The 17,294-nt window shown below is 73.6% G+C and carries 19 protein-coding genes; 6 read left to right on the top strand and 13 right to left on the bottom strand.

Annotation, left to right across the window (positions count from 1 at the left end; all coding sequences use genetic code 11):
- The first annotated feature begins 329 nt into the window (after positions 1 to 329).
- The 3 genes from PV364_RS25045 to PV364_RS25035 are packed head-to-tail and all read left to right on the top strand — an operon-like array spanning position 330 to position 3,542.
- Complete coding sequence (locus PV364_RS25045; protein WP_319662534.1) at positions 330 to 1,661, top strand: glycosyltransferase family 4 protein; 1,332 nt, start codon at positions 330 to 332, stop codon at positions 1,659 to 1,661.
- A 43-nt stretch (positions 1,662 to 1,704) separates the two neighbouring features.
- Entirely contained in the window at positions 1,705 to 2,442 is a 738-nt protein-coding gene (locus tag PV364_RS25040; protein ID WP_319662533.1) for a class I SAM-dependent methyltransferase, read from the top strand.
- Complete coding sequence (locus PV364_RS25035) at positions 2,439 to 3,542, top strand: prenyltransferase (protein ID WP_319662532.1); 1,104 nt, start codon at positions 2,439 to 2,441, stop codon at positions 3,540 to 3,542. The genes PV364_RS25040 and PV364_RS25035 overlap by 4 nt, the downstream gene beginning before the upstream one ends.
- Positions 3,543 to 3,584: 42 nt before the next feature.
- Here PV364_RS25035 and PV364_RS25030 read toward each other — a convergent pair whose 3' ends face one another.
- Positions 3,585 to 3,872 carry a hypothetical protein gene (locus tag PV364_RS25030; protein WP_319662531.1) on the bottom strand — a complete coding sequence of 96 codons (288 nt, stop codon included), beginning with the start codon at positions 3,870 to 3,872 and terminating at the stop codon, positions 3,585 to 3,587.
- Positions 3,873 to 4,017: 145 nt separating this feature from the next.
- Between PV364_RS25030 and PV364_RS25025 the strand changes: the two genes are divergently transcribed.
- Positions 4,018 to 4,554, top strand: coding sequence for a hypothetical protein (locus PV364_RS25025; protein WP_319662530.1), 537 nt, complete (start codon positions 4,018 to 4,020; stop codon positions 4,552 to 4,554).
- A 98-nt stretch (positions 4,555 to 4,652) separates the two neighbouring features.
- Here PV364_RS25025 and PV364_RS25020 read toward each other — a convergent pair whose 3' ends face one another.
- From PV364_RS25020 to PV364_RS24970, 11 genes are all read right to left on the bottom strand, one after another.
- The gene (locus PV364_RS25020; RefSeq protein ID WP_319662529.1) at positions 4,653 to 5,048 is read right to left on the bottom strand and encodes a hypothetical protein; all 396 of its coding nucleotides are present in this window, start codon (positions 5,046 to 5,048) and stop codon (positions 4,653 to 4,655) included.
- A gap of 164 nt (positions 5,049 to 5,212) precedes the next feature.
- Complete coding sequence (locus tag PV364_RS25015; protein ID WP_319662528.1) at positions 5,213 to 6,046, bottom strand: hypothetical protein; 834 nt, start codon at positions 6,044 to 6,046, stop codon at positions 5,213 to 5,215.
- A gap of 129 nt (positions 6,047 to 6,175) precedes the next feature.
- Positions 6,176 to 7,054: an N-acetylmuramoyl-L-alanine amidase gene (locus PV364_RS25010; protein WP_401977411.1), complete on the bottom strand. Its 879-nt coding sequence runs from the start codon at positions 7,052 to 7,054 to the stop codon at positions 6,176 to 6,178.
- A gap of 22 nt (positions 7,055 to 7,076) precedes the next feature.
- Positions 7,077 to 7,736, bottom strand: a complete 660-nt coding sequence (locus tag PV364_RS25005; RefSeq protein WP_319662526.1) for a class I SAM-dependent methyltransferase — start codon at positions 7,734 to 7,736, stop codon at positions 7,077 to 7,079.
- 724 nt (positions 7,737 to 8,460) lie between these two features.
- Positions 8,461 to 9,075: a response regulator transcription factor gene (locus tag PV364_RS25000; RefSeq protein ID WP_319662525.1), complete on the bottom strand. Its 615-nt coding sequence runs from the start codon at positions 9,073 to 9,075 to the stop codon at positions 8,461 to 8,463.
- Positions 9,072 to 10,328 carry a sensor histidine kinase gene (locus PV364_RS24995; RefSeq protein WP_319662524.1) on the bottom strand — a complete coding sequence of 419 codons (1,257 nt, stop codon included), beginning with the start codon at positions 10,326 to 10,328 and terminating at the stop codon, positions 9,072 to 9,074. The genes PV364_RS25000 and PV364_RS24995 overlap by 4 nt, the downstream gene beginning before the upstream one ends.
- On the bottom strand, positions 10,328 to 11,059 hold the full coding sequence (locus PV364_RS24990) for an ABC transporter permease (protein WP_319662523.1): 732 nt from the start codon (positions 11,057 to 11,059) through the stop codon (positions 10,328 to 10,330). The genes PV364_RS24995 and PV364_RS24990 overlap by 1 nt, the downstream gene beginning before the upstream one ends.
- Entirely contained in the window at positions 11,059 to 12,000 is a 942-nt protein-coding gene (locus PV364_RS24985) for an ABC transporter ATP-binding protein (protein WP_319662522.1), read from the bottom strand. Before PV364_RS24985 ends, PV364_RS24990 begins: the two co-directional genes overlap by 1 nt.
- Positions 12,001 to 12,171: 171 nt before the next feature.
- Positions 12,172 to 13,368, bottom strand: a complete 1,197-nt coding sequence (locus tag PV364_RS24980) for a bifunctional RNase H/acid phosphatase (protein ID WP_319662521.1) — start codon at positions 13,366 to 13,368, stop codon at positions 12,172 to 12,174.
- A complete protein-coding gene (locus PV364_RS24975; RefSeq protein ID WP_319662700.1) occupies positions 13,368 to 14,111 on the bottom strand; it encodes a zinc ribbon domain-containing protein in 744 nt (247 codons plus the stop codon). The genes PV364_RS24980 and PV364_RS24975 overlap by 1 nt, the downstream gene beginning before the upstream one ends.
- Entirely contained in the window at positions 14,108 to 14,992 is an 885-nt protein-coding gene (locus PV364_RS24970; RefSeq protein ID WP_319662520.1) for a Nif3-like dinuclear metal center hexameric protein, read from the bottom strand. The genes PV364_RS24975 and PV364_RS24970 overlap by 4 nt, the downstream gene beginning before the upstream one ends.
- Positions 14,993 to 15,173: 181 nt before the next feature.
- On the opposite strand from PV364_RS24970, the gene PV364_RS24965 reads away from it, so the two are divergent.
- A complete protein-coding gene (locus tag PV364_RS24965) occupies positions 15,174 to 16,334 on the top strand; it encodes a hypothetical protein (protein WP_319662519.1) in 1,161 nt (386 codons plus the stop codon).
- 113 nt (positions 16,335 to 16,447) lie between these two features.
- Positions 16,448 to 16,600, top strand: coding sequence for a hypothetical protein (locus tag PV364_RS24960; protein WP_319662518.1), 153 nt, complete (start codon positions 16,448 to 16,450; stop codon positions 16,598 to 16,600).
- 14 nt (positions 16,601 to 16,614) lie between these two features.
- Here the strand turns inward: PV364_RS24960 and eda are convergent, their stop codons facing one another.
- Positions 16,615 to 17,229: a bifunctional 4-hydroxy-2-oxoglutarate aldolase/2-dehydro-3-deoxy-phosphogluconate aldolase gene (eda, locus tag PV364_RS24955; RefSeq protein WP_319662517.1), complete on the bottom strand. Its 615-nt coding sequence runs from the start codon at positions 17,227 to 17,229 to the stop codon at positions 16,615 to 16,617.
- Positions 17,230 to 17,294: the final 65 nt, after the last annotated feature.

Genomic DNA, 17,294 nt, shown 5'->3' with positions numbered 1-17,294 from the left:
AGCGCGCCCCGCCCACCCGCGGCGGGCTGTCCGGGGCCCCCGGCGGCCGCGCCTTCAGCTCCACCAGGGGCTCCGTCAGGCGGCCTGCCAGGGCCCCGTCCCGGGCTCCCGCGGCCGTGGTGCCGGGCGGTCGCGAGCGGTGTGCCGGGGGATTTCCCGGCGGGCTCGCGCACAGTGGCGCGAATCACCTGTCCCGGCCCAGGGCGCCCGCGCCGGGGCAGGTATCTTCAAGCTCTCGGGCAACTCCCGGGTAACCGAATCTGGAACTTGTTCTAGCAAGGCGCGGGCGGCTACGCTCCGGCCGACGTGCAGCGAGAAGGGGGCCGTGAGTGACCGCAGAGGCCAGGCCGCTCCGGATCGCGCTGCTCACCTACAAGGGGAACCCGTTCTGCGGGGGTCAGGGCGTCTACGTCCGCCATCTGTCCCGCGAACTCGCCCGGCTGGGCCACAGCGTCGAGGTGATCGGCGCCCAGCCGTACCCCGTCCTGGACATCGTGGACGACCCCGATGGCGCAGTGACCCTCACCGAACTTCCGAGCCTCGACCTCTACCGGCAGCCGGACCCCTTCCGCACACCGGGGCGCGGTGAGTACCGCGACTGGGTGGACGCCCTCGAGGTCGCCACCATGTGGACCGGCGGCTTCCCCGAGCCGCTCACCTTCAGCCTGCGGGCCCGCCGTCATCTGGCCGCCCGGCGCGGTGCCTTCGACGTCGTCCACGACAACCAGACGCTCGGTTACGGCCTGCTCGGAGGGCCCGGCGCGCTCGGCGCGCCGCTGGTGACGACCATCCACCACCCGATCACCGTCGACCGGCAGCTGGAACTCGACGCCGCGCAGGGCTGGAAGCGCCGCGCCTCGGTGCGCCGCTGGTACGGCTTCACGCGGATGCAGAAGCGGGTCTCCCGCCGGCTGCCCTCGGTGCTCACCGTCTCCGGCAGCTCCCGTCAGGAGATCGTCGACCACCTCGGGGTGCGCGAGGACCGGGTGCACGTGGTCCCCATCGGCGCCGACACCGGGCTGTTCTCTCCCGACCCGTCGGTGCCCGAGGTGTCCGGCAGGATCGTCACCACCTCCAGCGCGGACGTTCCGCTCAAGGGACTGATCCACCTCGTGGAGGCGCTCGCGAAGGTCCGCGCCGAGCAGCCCGACGCGCACCTGGTCGTGGTCGGCAGGCGCGCCGACGACGGCCCGGTCGCCGCGGCCATCGAACGCCTCGGCCTGTCCGGCGCCGTGCGGTTCGTGAAGGGCATCAGCGACGCGGAACTCGTCGACCTGGTGCGCAGCGCGCAGGTCGCCTGTGTGCCCTCGCTGTACGAGGGGTTCTCGCTGCCCGCAGCCGAGGCCATGGCGACCGGCACGCCGCTGGTCGCCACCACCGGCGGTGCCATCCCCGAGGTGGCGGGCCCCGACGGCGAGACCTGCCTGGCCGTCCCGCCGGGCGACTCCGGCGCGCTGGCCGCCGCGCTCGGCCGGCTGCTGGCGGACTCCGCGCTGCGCCACCGCCTCGGCCGCGCCGGCCGGGAACGTGTCCTGGCCCGCTTCACCTGGGAACGGGCCGCCATCGGCACCGCGGAGCACTACCGCGCGGTCATCGAGGCCGCCGGCGGCCCGCGGCCGCGGGCCGCACGCACCCCCGCCCCGCAGGCGGCACGGATCTGATGCCGCGCCGCACACGACCGCCGCAAGAGAAAGGCGACGCTCCGTGCTGACCGTCGATTTTTCCCGGTTCCCCCTCGCCGCGGGGGACCGCGTCCTGGACCTCGGGTGCGGCGCGGGCCGCCATGCCTTCGAGTGCTACCGGCGCGGTGCGGACGTGGTCGCCCTGGACCGCAACGGCGAGGAGATCCGCGAGGTCGCCAAGTGGTTCGCCGCCATGAAGGAGGCCGGTGAGGCCCCGGCCGGCGCGACCGCCACCGCGATGGAGGGCGACGCGCTCAACCTGCCCTTCCCCGACGACAGCTTCGACCGGGTCATCATCTCCGAGGTCATGGAGCACATCCCGGACGACAAGGGCGTGCTCGCCGAGATGGTCAGGGTCCTCAAGCCCGGCGGCCTGCTCGCGGTGACGGTGCCGCGCTACGGGCCGGAGAAGGTCTGCTGGGCGCTGTCGGACGCGTACCACGAGGTCGAGGGCGGCCACATCCGCATCTACCGGGCCGACGAGCTGCTCGGCAAGATCCGCGAGGCGGGCCTGCGCCCCTACGGCAGCCACCACGCGCACGCGCTGCACTCCCCGTACTGGTGGATCAAGTGCGCGGTCGGCGTGGACAACGACAAGGCCCTGCCGGTGAAGCTCTACCACAAGCTGCTGGTGTGGGACATCATGAAGAAGCCGCTGGCCACCCGGCTCGCCGAGAACGCGCTCAACCCACTGATCGGCAAGAGCTTCGTCGCCTACGCCACCAAGCCGCACGCCCCGAAGGCGGGCGTCGACGCGTGAGGCGGACCGAACACCTCGTCCTGCCCGGCGTCCTGACCTCGGAGCAGGCAGCGGACACCGTCGCCGGCATCGTCGCCGTGCAGCGCCCCGACGGCGCCATACCGTGGTTCGACGGCGGCCACCTCGACCCGTGGGACCACGTCGAGGCCGCCATGGCGCTGGACGCCGCCGGCGAGCACGAGCGCGCCGACGCCGCCTACACCTGGCTCGCCCGCCGGCAGAACCAGGACGGCTCCTGGTACGCGGCCTACGGCTACGCCGACGGCGCCGAGGGCGAGCCCACCGACCGGGGCCGGGAGAGCAACTTCTGCGCCTACGTCGCGGTCGGTATCTGGCACCACTACCTGTCCACCGGGGACGACGCGTTCCTGGAGCGGATCTGGCCGGTGCTGTACGCGGCGATCGAGTACGTGCTGGAGCTCCAGCTGCCGGGCGGTGCGATCGCCTGGAAGCGGGAGGCGGACGGGACGTACCCGCGCGAGGCGCTGCTGACCGGCTGCTCGTCGATGTACCAGGCGCTGCGCTGCGCGCTGGCGGTCGCCGAGCACCGCGAGGACCCTCAGCCGGACTGGGAGCTGGCCGCCGGCGCGCTCGGGCACGCCGTGCTGAGCCACCCCGAGCGGTTCCTGGACAAGGACCGCTACTCGATGGACTGGTACTACCCGATCCTCGGCGGCGTGCTGCGCGGAGCGCGCGCCAAGGAGCGCCTGGAGTCCCGGTGGGACGACTTCGTCGTGCCCGGCCTCGGGGTGCGCTGTGTCGTCCCCAACCCGTGGGTGACCGGCGGCGAGAGCGCCGAACTCGCCCTCGCCCTGTGGGCGATGGGCGAGTCCGACCGTGCGGTGGAGATCCTCGCCGCGATCCAGCACCTGCGGGCCGAGGACGGCATGTACTGGACCGGGTACGTCTTCGAAGGGGATGCCGGAACGGGCGGCGCCCCGGCCTTCTGGCCGCAGGAGCGGACGACCTGGACCGCGGGCGCCGTGCTGCTGGCCGTCGCCGCCCTGGGAGGGGACGAGGCGACGACGGCGGTCTTCGGGGGCGACCGGCTTCCCCTGGGGCTCGTCCCGGAGGCCGCGGGCTGCTGCTCCGGAGGCTGAGCCCGGCCGGGGCCGGCGCCGTCGTCGGTGTGCCTGGGGTGGTCAGGCCCGGTTGACGCGCCCTGCCACGGCGTGCCCGATGATCAGGTAGACCGCCGCCGGCAGACCGTAGTTCAGCAGGGTGCGCGCCCACGCCGAGTCGGGGGAGAAGATGTTGTGGGCCCAACCGCCGAGCCAGGTCGCCATGTCGTGGATCCACTCCACGAGATCGTTCGCCCGGTTGGCGTCGAGCATCCACAGGACGATCCACAGGATCAGGATGAATGCCGCCACATCCGCCACGACCATGATGATGGTGGCGGCGAGATTGCCGCGATATCGTCTGGACATACCTGCCGTCTTGCCCCGATCGGGTGACTGAAACGTGGTTCCCGGGCCAGTGCATGACTCCCCGTACGGACCGCTGCGCTGGCCGGCCTCCGGACCTCGGGTGAGGATGCGATCACGCACCGCATCCCCCACCGGAGAGTCCTTCATGCCCCTGCGCCGCGTCCTGACCGCCTTTCTGATGGCGGGTCTGCTCCTCCTCGTTCCCGCCTGCGGCGGCGACTCCGACACGACCGGCAGCGCCGGCACCGCGAGCCCGACGGCCTCGGTGCAGAAGCAGAAGCTGGCCAAGACCCGCTTCGTCGCCAACGCCGGCCTCGCCGCCGGCGCCACCTACCAGTGGATCGTCAAGCCCTACCGGGCCGGCAAGTTCAAGAAGGGCGCCGACGGCCGCAAGACCGCGATGGTCAAGGCGGCCCTGGCCGGCGCGTTCGCCTACAACCGCCTCAAGGCCGCCTCCGACAACGCCAAGGCCGACCCCACCCTGTCCAAGCTGGTCGCGCCGCTCACGTCCGGCATCGACGCGCTGAAGGACCTGCCGTCCAAGCTGCGCAAGGGCGAGGGCACGGACGACGTCGTCAGCACCTTCCAGGACACCATCAGCAACGTGAAGTCGGCCGGCCAGCAGGGCGGCGCCAAGGTCACCGACCAGATCCCGTCCCTGACCCAGCTCGCGGGCGGCTGAGCCCGCGTCGGCCCTGCGGGCCGACCGCTCCGGAAGCGACGGAAGCCGTGCCCCGGGCCGCACCTGCGGTCCGGGGCACGGCTTCCGTGTGCCGCGCGTCAGGCCTGCTGCGCGGGGCTCGCCACGGGGGCGGTGACCGGCGCGGGCACCGTGCCCGCAGCGTCGTGGGCGGCCGGCGCCGGGGGCGCCGTCATCTGCTGCGGGGCGGCGGGAACCCTGGTCCGGGCGGCCAGCGCGCGGAAGAAGTTGATCACCATGAAGACGGGCAGGAGGAACGCCTTGAAGAAGATGACGTACTCGCCGCCGTGGAAGATGAACCCGAGGTAGATGCCGTAGCCGGTGAAGGCGAGGCCGGCGAGCACGTTGAAGGCGCGCCAGCCGCGGCTGAGGCCCCCGGAGTTGACCGCGCCGATGACGATCATCGCGATGCCGCTCACCATCAGGAGTACGACGTACCAGGAGAAGAGCGGTTCGGCGCTGAAGTCGAGATTCACTGTGTTTCCCGTGTGCAGTTGTGGCGATCCTGTGATCGCGGGACAGACGCGTACATTACCTGTCCCTGTCAAAGTTCCCAGGTTTTGTTTACCTGCGCTTGGGAAAGAACTTCGCCCCACCGGCGGGCCGGTGGGGCGAAGGGGATGAAGCGTGCCGGAACGGGTCAGCCGCGCTGGATGCCGCTGGTGTCCTGGAGGACGCCGCGGCGGCCGTCCTGGGTCTGGGCGACCAGGGACTGGCCGTGCTGGTCCACCGCCAGGTACCAGGTGCCCGGGGTGAGTTCGGCGATCGGGGAGCCGGAGCCGTCCTCGGCGTACAGCGGGCGGGCCACCGGCACCGCGAACCAGAAGGCCGCGAACTCCGCCGCCGGCTGCTGGTGCTGCGGCTGCGAAGGCTGCTGCTGCGGGTAGCCGTACTGCGGCGTACCGCTGCCGAAGGACTGGTCGGGGGCGGACTGCTGCCCGGGGTAGCCGTAGCCGGTCTGCCCCGTCTGCTGGGCGCCCGGGTAGGGCTGGCCCGGCTGCCCGTACGGCTGCGGCTGCGGCTGCTGCGGGCGCGGCGCCGGCAGCAGACCCGCCTTGAGGGCCGGCAGACCCTGCAGCGAGAGCAGGATCACCGCGGCCAGCACGGCGGCGGCGATGAACGACAGGTAGGCACCGGCGCCCAGCTCCCACGCCTCCTGGCCGTTGAACAGCGCCCACAGCGCGTCCCACGCCGCGGCGACCGCGAGCACCGCGGCCCAGTGCTCCAGGCCGATGCCGAGCACCTTGCGGCCCTCGGGCTGGAAGCGCGCGGTGACGAACAGACCCGCGGCGATCAGGCCCAGCAGGTGCACCGACGGCAGCAGCGGGAACAGCTCGCTCTTCCACGCACTGGCCCCGCACTCGGAGGAGCTGCATCCCTTGAGCGTGTAGAAGTTCAGGAACGAGGCGATCAGCAGCAGGAGCGCCGCGCCGATCGCCGCGCCGTCTCCTCGGGTGAGGGAGCGGTTATTCACTAGGGGTCCTTCTCAGTCGTCTCGTCGTCGCTCTAGCCACGTGTTCCCCATCGTATGGGGGGTGTTGCCGGCGGGTGCGCCCGGTAGGGGCTCCGGTGACAGGATCGGGACCCAACGCTCACCTGCCGCTCACCCACGGCCCTCCAAGTAGGCCGTGATGCCGTCCGCGATGCCCTGCGCGGCCTTCTGGCGCCACGCCGCGCTGGTGACCAGGGCCGCGTCCTTGGGGTCGCGCATGTTGCCGCACTCGATGAACACCTTCGGCACCCTGCTGAGGTTCAGCCCGCCCAGGTCGTTGCGGACGTCCAGGCCGGTCCCGCCGCCGATGTAGTTGGACGGCTTTGTGCCGGTCGCCTTCTTGAAGTGGTCCCGCAGGGCGATGCCGAGCGCCCTGGAGGGCTTGGTGATCGCCCGGGTGTCCGCGACGCCCTTGTGGACGGAGGCGGGCAGGATGACGTGGAAGCCGCGGTTGCCGGCCGCCGAACCGTCGGCGTGCACGGACACCACCGCGTCCGCCTTCGCGTTGTTGCCGATCCGGGCCCGCTCGTCGATGCACGGGCCGTAGGCGCGGTTGCCGTCCTGGGTGAACTTCACCGTCGCCCCGCGCGCCGCGAGGATCTTGCGGACCCGGCGTGACACGTCCAGGGTGTACGACGCCTCCGGGTATCCGGCGTTGGTGGCCGTACCGGTGGTGTCGCACTCCTTGCGGGCGGTGCCGATGTCCACCTTGCGGGCGATCGCGCTCGTGTGCCGGTTGTTGGTCGGGTTGTGGCCGGGATCGAGCACGACGACCCGGCCCGCCAGCGGCTTCGTGCTCATCGGGGCCTTGGCGTCCGACATCCCGCTCGCGGGCGCGGACATCCGCCCCGAGGGCGGCGCGGCCGCACTCCGGGGGGCGTCCCTGTCGCGCCCCTGGTCCGCGGGGTCGCTCGCCGCACCCCACACCAGCCACGCCGCCGTACATGTCGGTACCAGCGCCGCGGTCACGACCGCGGCGGTGCTGCCCATCGTCTTGAACACGTCCGCGATGCTATCGGCCGGGCCGGATCCCCGGGCCCGTACGGCGCAGGACATGCAGCGAACCGGTCACGGAGAGTTCCGTGAACGCCCCCGAGTCCAACGCCCTGCGGTAGATCCGCCACGGCGCCTGACCGCCGTCCGCGGGGTCCTCGAACACGTCGTGGATCACCAGCAGGCCGTCCTCGGCGAGGTGCGGCACCCAGCCCTCGTAGTCGTTCGTGGCGTGCTCGTCGGTGTGCCCGCCGTCGACGAAGACCAGGCTCAGCGGCTTCCCCCACACCGCGGCCACCTGCGGGGAGCGGCCCACGACCGCGATCACGTACTCCTCCAGGCCGGCCGCGTGCAGCGTCCGCCGGAACGCCGGCAGCGTGTCCATCCGGCCGACCTCCGGGTCCACCAGCGTCGGGTCGTGGTACTCCCAGCCGGGCTGCTGCTCCTCGCTGCCGCGGTGGTGGTCGACGGTCACGGCGACGGTCTTCGCCTCCCGCGCGGCGGCGGCCAGCAGGATCGTCGACCGGCCGCAGTATGTGCCGACCTCCAGCAGGGGCAGACCGGGCAGCCGCGTGGCCGCGTCCGCGGCGGCGGCGTACAGGGCGAGGCCCTCGTGCGGGGGCATGAATCCCTTGGCGGCGGTGAAGGAGGCCAGGGCGTCGGCGGGGGGCGTGCGCATGGGGACTATCGTCCCGCATCCCGGGTGAGGTCTTTTCCCCGCCCGCCCTCCCGTGTGCCCTGTGAAGTCACGCGCCCCGGCGCGCGTGTGGGGTGGGCCGGGTGCGGGGCCTCCGGGGCTGCACGTCCTGGACTGGGATATTTACGCGCGTTTCCAGCACCTGCTCATCCCGTCCCTGCCCGGATGGCGCGCACAAATATCCCGCAGCGTCCAGAACATCCACCCCTACGACCCCGCCCCCTCCGTAGGTTGTCGCGCCTGATCCCCGGTGGGGGGTGAAGAGGCGGTCCGGGGTGACCCCGGTCGCCTCACTCTGCCCCGGCGGCCTGCCGCGCGAGCGCTGGCCCCGCGGACCGCGCCGGAGGGGGTGGGGGCGGTCCGGGGTGACCCCGGTCGCCTCACTCTTGCCCCCGCGGCCTGCCGCGAGTGGCTGGCCCCGCGGACCGCGCTGCGCCAACGGGCGGCCCCAGGCACGGCGCCGCTTCTACCCCCCACCGGGGATCAGGCGCGATACGAAACGGAGGGGGCGGGGTCGTAGGGGTGGGTGTTCTGGACTGTGGAGCATATTTGGGTGCATGACCCGGGGTGATCAGTTGAGGGTGCGTGAGGCACCGAAATGTGCTGTCCAGAATGGCCGGCCCCGGAGGCCCCGCACCCGGCACCCACGACACGCGCGTCGGGGTGACTGACCGCGCCGGGCGCTCGGGAGGGCGGGTGGGTGACGTCAGAGCCACCCATTGTGGCGGGCCGCCCGAACCGCCTCCATACGATTCCGCGTCCCCGTCTTCCCGATCGCGGAGGACAAATAATTCCGCACCGTCGACTCCGAGAGCCGCACCCGCGTCGCGATGTCCGCGACCGTCGCCCCGTCGACCGCCGCGTTGAGCACGTCCTGCTCCCGCGCGGTCAGCGGGCTCGGCCCCGTGCTGAGGGCGGCGACCGCCAGCGCGGGGTCGATGACCTGGTGGCCGGCCAGGACGCGGCGGACGGCCGCGGCCAGCTCCTCGACGGGGCCGTCCTTGACGAGGAAGCCCGCCGCACCGGCCTCCATCGCGCGGCGCAGGTAGCCGGGCCGGCCGAAGGTGGTGAGGATGAGGACCTTGCAGGAGGGCAGCCGCTCGCGCAGGTCCGCCGCCGCGTCGAGCCCGCTGCGCCCGGGGAGCTCGATGTCGAGCAGCGCGACGTCCGGCCGGGCCTCCAGCGCCGCGGCCACGATCTCGTCGCCCGCGGAGACCTGCGCGACGACCTCCATGTCGTCCTCCAGGTTGAGCAGCAGCGCGAGGGCCCCGCGCATCATGCCCTGGTCCTCCGCCAGCAGGACCTTCACGACGCTGCTCATGCGGCCTGTTCCTCCTCCACCGGAAGCTCCGCGACCACCCGGAACCCGGCGCGCGGCGCCGGGCCCGCCCGCAGGGAGCCGCCCGCCGCGGCCAGCCGCTCGGTGAGGCCCTTCAGACCCGAACCGGAGGTGATCGGCTCCGAGCCTACGCCCTGCCCGTCGTCGGTGATCTCCAGCCGCACCTGCCCGCCGCCGCTCGCCAGTTCGATGCGGCAGGAGCCGGCACCGCTGTGCCGGACGACGTTGGTGACCCCCTCCCGTACGACCCAGCCGAGCAGGGCCTCGGCCTGCGGCGGCAGGGGCGGGCCGGTCTCCACGACGACCGCCTCGACGCCGGCCGCGGTGAGCGCCGAGCGGGCCCGGTCCAGCTCGGTGGACAGGCTCCCCTCGCGGTAGCCGGTGACGGCCTCGCGGATCTCGGTGAGGGCCTGCCGGCCGACCGCCTCGATGTCGGCGACCTGGGCCAGGGCGGCGTCGATGTCGCGCGGGGCGAGCCGGCGCGCCGCCTCGGACTTCACGACGACCACCGAGAGGGTGTGGCCCAGCAGGTCGTGCAGGTCGCGGGAGAAGCGCAGCCGCTCCTCGGCGACGGCGTGCCGGGCCAGCTCCTGCCGGGTGGCCCGCAGTTGCGCGACGGCGTCGAAGAGCCGGAGCATCGCGGCGGTCACCAGGCCGGAGATGAGCGACCCGTAGCCCATGGAGACGCCGTTCCACAGGTCGTCGCTGCGCCAGCCGGAGAGCACGCCCGCGGACAGGGCCAGTCCGACCAGGACGAGACCCATGTGCCGGCCGCGTACGACGATCCCGACGGCCAGCGACAGCAGCGGGAAGAACAGCAGCCAGCTCCCGCCGTAGCCGATGGCGAGCGCATAGGTGAGGGCGCCCAGCGGGAGCAGCAGCAGCCGCGGCACCCCGCGCTCCACGGCCCGGGGGTTGAAGGCGGTGAACGCGACGCCCACGTAGAGGGAGTTGAAGGTCAGTAGGCCGAGTCCGCCGAGCCAGGGGTTGGACGCGTCGCCCTGGAGGAGGTGGGACAGCGCCCCCACCCCCATGAGCAGCCAGGGCAGGAAGCTCAAGGGGGTGGGGGCCTTGAGGTCCTCGATCGCCTCCGAGATGTCCCGCGGACCGCGCGGGCGGCGACGCTCCCACGCGCGCCAGGCCCGGGACGTCCACGGCTCCCGTGCCGCCTCGCACTCCTCCGACACGGTCATGACCGGTCCGCCTTCCTCGTGGGTGCTCTGCAGGGGGTTCATCACACGGTGCGTGCCGAGCGCCGGTAGGCGTACATCGCGTACACGGCGAACAGTGCCGTCCAGCCCGCCAGCACCGCGACGGTGCCCGGGTGCGGCGCCGATCCGCCGGTGACGCTCCAGCCGAGCTCCCCGAAGCGGTGGGACGGGGTCCACCGGGAGACCGCCCGGAGCCAGCCGGGGAAGAGCGAGGTGGGGAACCACAGGCCGCCGATCACGGACAGGCCCAGGTTGCAGGCGACGTTGACGACTCCGGTGGTCTGCGCGGTCAGCCGGTAGCCGTTGCCGAGCCCGAGCAGGGTGAAGGGCGCGGTGCCGGCCCACAGCAGGACCGCGATCGCCGCCCACTGCCACGGCCGCAGCTCGACGCCGTTGACGAGGCCCCCGGCCAGCAGGACGGCGACGATGGAGGGGAGTACGGTGACCGAGCCGCTGAGGCAGCGCCCGACGACCACCTGGAACGGCGACATCGGGGTGATGCGCAGCTGGCGCAGCCAGCCGTGCCCCTTGTCCTCGGCGACGCCGGTGCCGGCGGCCAGGGCCGAGCCCAGCGCCCCGTACGCGGCCATGCCGATCATCGCGGTCAGCGCGGCGGCCTTGTCCTCCTCGGAGCCGGAGACGCCGAGGTTGGTGAAGAGCAGGTACATCATGACCGGCATGCCGATGCCGAAGATCACGAAGCCGGTGTCCCGCAGGGTGCGGCGGATCTCCAGCGTGACGTAGGCGAACAGCATCAGACGTTCTCCTTCTTCAGGGCGGTCGGGGTGGCGGCGGAGCCGGCCGGGGCGTCGTCGGCGTCGCGCGAGGTGAGGCTGAGGAACGCGTCCTCCAGGCTGGCCGCGCTGACCTCCAGGCCGCGGATCATGCCGCGTTCGGCGAGTGCGACCACGGTGGCGTCGGAGTCCGAGCTGCGCAGGTGGGCGCGGTCGCCGCGGACCTCCACGGAGACCACGCCGGGCAGTTGCCGCAGGCCCTCGGTGGCGGCGCCGGCCAGGTCGAAGGCGACCAGGTTGCCGCCGACCGCGCGCTTGATGCGCTCGCCGCTGTCGTCGGCGACGATCCGGCCGCGGTCGATGACGACGATGCGGTCGGCGTTCTCGTCGGCCTCCTCCAGGTAGTGCGTGGAGAACAGCACGGTGTTGCCGCGGGCGGCGTAGGCCCGCATGGAGTCCCAGAAGGAGCGGCGGGCCTCGACGTCGAGGGCGGCGGTCGGCTCGTCCAGCACGATCAGTTCGGGGTTGCCGGCCAGCGCCACCGCGAAGCGCACACGCTGGGACTGGCCGCCGGAGAGCCGGTCGGCCCGGCGGTCGGCGAAGTCGGTGAGCCCGGCCAGCTCCAGGGACTCGGCGACGGGCAGCGGGTCGGGGTAGGTGCGGGCCACGAAGGTGAGCAGCTCCCGCACGGTGACCCGGGGGATCGGCCGGCCGTCCTGGAGCATCGCGCCGACCCGTCCGGCCCGCACCGCCTCCTGCGGGCTGCCGCCGAAGAGCCGGACCTCGCCGCTGTCGGGGACGTCGAGCCCCAGCAGCAGGCCGATCGAGGTGGACTTGCCCGCCCCGTTGCGACCGAGGAGGGCCACCGACTCACCGCGCCGGATCTCCAGGTCCACCGTGTCCACGGCGCGTACCGCGCCGAAGGTCTTGACCGCCCGGGTGAAGCTCACAGTCGTCGTCATGCCCACGACGGTACGGGGGGAGGGCAGGGCCGGGGCAGAGGGGAAAGTACGCGGTTCCCCAGGACAAATGTCATGGGTGCGGCGGCGCCTGACGTCACGTCAACCGGCGGCGGACCGCGGCCGTTCGGGCATCCGGCGCCCCCGGCGGTGCGGGGCGCCGGATCGGCTCCCTCAGCGCAGGTGGGAGGTGTCGTTGAACAGCCGCACCGACGCGTTCCCGTCCGCGAAGTACGCCACGGCGGAGAACGCCGCCGCCGACAGCTCCATGCGGAACAGCGACTCCGGCGGCGCGCCCAGCGCGAGTCGCAGCAGGGTCTTGACCGGAGTGACGTGCGTGACGACCAGGACCGTGCGGCCCGCGTAGCGCGCGATCATCTTGTCGCGGGCCAGCGCGACCCGTCGCGCGGTGGCGGCGAAGCTCTCGCCGCCGGGCGGCGCGACCTTGGGGGAGGCCAGCCAGGCGGTCAGTTCCTCCGGGAAGCGCTCCTTGACCTCGCCGAAGGTCAGCCCTTCCCAGGCGCCGAAGTCCGTCTCGCGCACGCCCTCCTCGACGCGCACGTCGAGGCCGAGCCGTTGCGCGACGATCTCCGCGGTCTGCCGGGTGCGCTTGAGCGGGGAGGACACGACGGCCTGGACGGTGCCGCGCTCGGCCAGCAGGTCCGCCGCCCGGCGGGCCTGCCACAGCCCCTTCTCCGACAGCTCCGGGTCGGTGCCGCCGCTGCCGGAGAACCGCTTCTCCGGGGTGAGCGGGGTCTCGCCGTGCCGCAGCAGTACGAAGGTGGTCGGGGTGCCCATGTCGGCGTCGCCCCAGCCGACCGCGGTCTCCGACTCCCCGGACGGCTCGGGGGCGTCGTCCACCGCCGTCTCCGCGACCGGGACCGAGACCGCGGCCGAGGCCGCGGGGGCAGCGGCCGTCGCCAGGGCGGCCGTGGACCGGCCGGGCTCCCACTGCCGGCCCCGCTTGCCCGCGTCCATCGCCTCGTTGGCCAGCCGGTCGGCGTGCTTGTTCTTCTCGCGCGGGATCCACTCGTACGTCACCTGCCCGGGCGGCAGGATCGAGCGGGCCTCGGCGGCGAGCGGGCGCATGTCCGGGTGCTTGATCTTCCAGCGGCCCGACATCTGCTCCACGACGAGCTTGGAGTCCATCCGCACCCGCACCCGCGCCTCGGGGTCGAGCGCCCGCGCGGCCCGCAGGCCGGCGATCAGACCCCGGTACTCGGCCACGTTGTTGGTGTGCGTCCCGATGAACTCGGCCGCCTCGGCGAGCACTTCGCCGGTGGCCGAGTCGCACACCACGGCGCCGTACCCGGCGGGTCCCGGGTTGCCCCGGGACCCGCCGTCGGCCTCGACGGTGAACGTCCGGGCCATTACAGGCCCGACTCGGGCGTGCGGACCAGGATGCGCCGGCAGTTCTCGCAGCGCACGACCGCGTCGGCCGCGGCCGCCCGCACCTCGTTCAGCTCGGTGATGTTCAGCTCCAGCCGGCAGCCCTCGCAGCGCTTCTGGTAGAGCCGGGCCGCGCCGACGCCGCCCGACTGCGCGCGCAGCTTGTCGTAGAGCTTCAGCAGGTCGGCCGGGACCGAACCGGCCATGATCTCCCGCTCCTTGGTGACGGACATGCCCTCGGCGTCGATGTCCCGCAGGGCCTCGTCCCGCCGGGTCTCGGCCTCGCGGGCCTTGCCCTGCACCGAGTCCAGGCGCTCGGTCAGCTCCTGGACCCGCTCCTGCAGGGACTCGCGGCGCTCCATGACCTCCAGGACGACGTCCTCCAGGTCGCTCTGCCGCTTGGCCAGCGAGCCGATCTCGTGCTGGAGGTTCTCCAGGTCCCTCGGCGAGGAGACGGCGCCGGAGTCGAGCCGCTCCTGGTCGCGGACCGCGCGCTTGCGCACCTGGTCCACGTCCTGCTCGGCCTTGGTCTGCTCGCGGGCGGTGTCGCTCTCCTCGGTCTGGGCCGCGACCAGCAGGTCGCGCAGCTGCGTCACGTCGGAGGAGAGGCGCTCGATCTCCGCGTGCTCGGGAAGGGTCTGCCGCTTGTGGTCCAACTGCGCGACGCGCGCGTCGAGTGCCTGGACCTCAAGGAGTCGGATCTGGTCTGCGGGCGCGGCGTTCAGCGGGGGGCTCCTGAGGTGGTGGGTTCGTGAGGAACGTGCGGGACGTGAGGAGGGGTGGCGGCGCGGGCGTGGGCCGTCCACGGGTCGGTGACGGTGTGCGACACATGGGTGCGCAGCGACCAGCCGTTCCGTTCGGCGACCTCGTCGAGCCGGCGCGCGGCCTGCGCGCACCAGGGCCACTCGGTGGCCCAGTGGGCGGCGTCGACGAGCGCCGGGGGACCTGCCTGCTGCGCCTCCGAGGCGGGGTGGTGGCGCAGGTCGGCCGTCAGGTAGACGTCGGCCCCGGCCCTGCGCACGTCGTCGAAGAAGCTGTCGCCGCTGCCGCCGCACACCGCGACGGTGCGCACCTGCCGCCGGGGGTCGCCGGCGACGCGCAGCCCGGTCGCCGTCGCCGGCAGGCCGCGGGCCGCCCGGTCGGCGAACTCCGCCAGCGTCATCGGCTCCGGCAGTTCGCCGAGCCGGCCCGCGCCGCGGCGTCCGGCGGGGTCGGACGGGTCGGGCACCAGCGGGCCGGTGACGCGCAGTCCGACAGCGGCCGCGAGGGCGTCGGAGACCCCGGGGTCGGCGCGGTCGGCGTTGGTGTGGGCGACGTGCAGCGCGACGTCGTTCTTGATCAGGGAGTGCACGACCCGGCCCTTGAAGCCCGTGGCGGCCACCGTCGTGGTGCCGCGCAGCCAGAGCGGGTGGTGGGTGACCAGCAGGCCGGCGCCGAGGCGGATCGCCTCGTCGGCGACCTCCTGGACCGGGTCGACGGCGAAGAGCACCTGCCCGACCTCGGCGTCCGGGTCCCCGCAGACCAGGCCGACGGCGTCCCACTGCTCGGCCCACTCCGGCGGCCAGAGGACTTCGAGGGCGGCGATGACGTCGGACAGTTTCGGCACGGGGTCGAGGTTACCGCGCCGGTACCGGGCGGCTGGAATTCCCGGCTGGTCATGAGCACACCGACCGCACGAAGTCCGACGGAACCGGACGAGAGCCACCCTTATGTGTGAAGCACACCGACTCGTGTCGGGCGGTTGCGCGTACGAAAACTAGCGTCGTCGTCAGGAGGTGAGCGACACCATGACAGCCTGCGCAACCGAGACCGCCACCGGCACCGGCACCGGCACCGGGGCCGTGCCGCGGGCCGGGTTCACGATCGCCGCGGACGGCTCCTACGCCGCGTGCCTGGCCCGGACGCCGGACGGCGGGGACGGCTGGTACCCCGAGCGCTGGACGCTCGGCGGGCCGGAGCCGTACACCGTGCCGCTGCCCGGCAACCAGCCCGAGGAGGAGTGCTCCGAGGTGCTGCCGCTGCCCGACGGCCGCGTCCTCATCCGCCGCCGGGTCGCCGACCGGCACGACTTCGCCCTGCTCTACCCGGCCGGCCCCGGCACCGGCGAACTGCCGCTCGGCTCGGTGCCGGGCGATCCGGACGGTTCCGGCACCGAGGTGCGCCTGCTGCCGCCGTCCGCGTCCGGGCTCGCGTTCGCCCTCGCGTACGACGCGGCGACCACCCGCACCTCGGTGTGGCTGGTCCACGACGGCCGCGACGGCCCGCCGCGCCGGCTCGCGGAGATCCACGGCCGCTGCGGGGGCGGCGCGTGGCTCGACCGGGCGGGCGGCGTCCTGGCCCTGGACCGCGAGACGGACGGGACGGTCAAGACCGTCGCCGTGGACCTGCGGGGCGGCGGCGCGGTCAGCCCGCTGCTGCAGATCACCGACGACAGCAACGACCGGCTGCTGCTCGCCGAACCCGACAGCGGGCTCCTCATAGTCCGCAGCGACGCCACCGGCGAGGACCGCATCGGCTGGGGCGTGCTCGGCAGCCGGCAGCCCATGCGGTTCGCCGAGTGCCTTCGGGTGCCCGACGCCGTCCTCACCCCGTTCGCCGCGCAGCCGGGTCAGGTGCTGATGCCGGAGTCCTGCGCGGTGGCGCTGCGCGCCGACGGCCCGCACGGCACGTCGCTGGCCGTCTGGCGGCCGGGGGAGCGCCGCGCCACCTGGCTGGCCGGCCCGGAGGGCTGGCTCGCCGGGACCGGCATGTGGACGCCGCAGGGTGCGCTGCGGCTGCCGTACGCGTGCGTGCACTGCCCCTGCGGGATCGTCGACTACGACGCCCCGGCGCCGTTCCCGCCGCCCCTGGCCGTCGTCCCGGAGGGGGCCCTGGAGCCCGCGCCGGAGGAGTCCAGGAGCAGCCCGGTCCTTCCTCTGCAGAAGGCGCCGCTGGCGGCTGGATCATGACGGGTAAACTCCCGCCGGGGGCTGCGCTGCCGGTTCGGCGTGCGGTGGTAGTACGACGGCGCGTCGGCAGCACGGTTCCTGTGACCCGTAAGCCACCGACAGAGAGTCCTCGCATGTCAGACTCCCGAATCGAGACCACCGCCGCGAGCCACGAGGACGCGGCGGATCTCCATGGCCGCCACCGCGGCCCCGCCTCCTCCGAGGAAGCACCCGCCGCGCCGCACGGCCGGCACCGCCGCACGGAGGGATCCGGCGACGACGACTGAGCCGGACGGAACGTTCAGGCTCCCCGGAGACCGGCCGCCGTCCGCGCCAGCGCGCGGACGCGGGGCCAGTCCCGGGACCGGAGCGCGTCCCGCGGGACCATCCAGCTCCCGCCGACGCAGGCCACGTTCGGCAGCGCCAGGTACTCCGGCGCCCGGGCCTGGTCGATGCCCCCGGTGGGGCAGAAGCGCACGTCCGGCAGCGGCGAGGCCAGTGCCCTGAGGTACGCGGTGCCGCCCGCCGCCTCGGCCGGGAAGAACTTCAGCTCGCTCACGCCGAGTTCGGCCAGTGCCACCACCTCGGACGCGGTCGACGCCCCCGGCAGGTACGGCACCCCCGTCGCCCGCGCGGCCTCGAGCAGCCGCGGCGTCCAGCCGGGACTGACCAGGAACCGCGCCCCGGCGCCCACCGCCGCGGCGGCCTGCTCCTGCCGCACCACGGTCCCGGCCCCGACGAAGGCCTCCGGCACCTCGCGGGCGACGGCCGAGATCCCGTCCAGGGCGGCAGGCGTCCGCAGGGTGATCTCCACCACCGGCAGTCCGCCCTCCACGAGGGCCTTGGCCAGGGGCACCGCGTCGGCGGCGTCCTCCAGCACGACGACGGGGATCACGGGGGCGCGGTCGAGCAGCATGCCCCGGATGCTGCCGGGGTCACGCGGTGGGCGCAACGGCCGTTGCGACCCGCGCAACGACGGCC

The organism is Streptomyces sp. MI02-7b, from assembly GCF_033793585.1.
In the GTDB taxonomy this organism is placed as follows: Bacteria; Actinomycetota; Actinomycetes; order Streptomycetales; family Streptomycetaceae; genus Actinacidiphila.
Note: the sequence above shows the minus strand (reverse complement) of the source record. Positions and strands in the feature narration are given on the sequence as shown.

Bases quoted from the DNA above. Each gene is read 5' to 3' on its own strand.
- PV364_RS25030 (WP_319662531.1), bottom strand. From the start codon at position 3,872: ATGTCCAGACGATATCGCGGCAATCTCGCCGCCACCATCATCATGGTC.
- PV364_RS25025 (WP_319662530.1), top strand. From the start codon at position 4,018: ATGCCCCTGCGCCGCGTCCTGACCGCCTTTCTGATGGCGGGTCTGCTC.
- PV364_RS25010 (WP_401977411.1), bottom strand. From the start codon at position 7,054: ATGGGCAGCACCGCCGCGGTCGTGACCGCGGCGCTGGTACCGACATGT.
- PV364_RS25005 (WP_319662526.1), bottom strand. From the start codon at position 7,736: ATGCGCACGCCCCCCGCCGACGCCCTGGCCTCCTTCACCGCCGCCAAG.
- PV364_RS25000 (WP_319662525.1), bottom strand. From the start codon at position 9,075: ATGAGCAGCGTCGTGAAGGTCCTGCTGGCGGAGGACCAGGGCATGATG.
- PV364_RS24995 (WP_319662524.1), bottom strand. From the start codon at position 10,328: ATGAACCCCCTGCAGAGCACCCACGAGGAAGGCGGACCGGTCATGACC.
- PV364_RS24990 (WP_319662523.1), bottom strand. From the start codon at position 11,059: ATGCTGTTCGCCTACGTCACGCTGGAGATCCGCCGCACCCTGCGGGAC.
- PV364_RS24985 (WP_319662522.1), bottom strand. From the start codon at position 12,000: ATGACGACGACTGTGAGCTTCACCCGGGCGGTCAAGACCTTCGGCGCG.
- PV364_RS24980 (WP_319662521.1), bottom strand. From the start codon at position 13,368: ATGGCCCGGACGTTCACCGTCGAGGCCGACGGCGGGTCCCGGGGCAAC.
- PV364_RS24965 (WP_319662519.1), top strand. From the start codon at position 15,174: ATGACAGCCTGCGCAACCGAGACCGCCACCGGCACCGGCACCGGCACC.
- PV364_RS24960 (WP_319662518.1), top strand. From the start codon at position 16,448: ATGTCAGACTCCCGAATCGAGACCACCGCCGCGAGCCACGAGGACGCG.
- eda (WP_319662517.1), bottom strand. From the start codon at position 17,229: ATGCTGCTCGACCGCGCCCCCGTGATCCCCGTCGTCGTGCTGGAGGAC.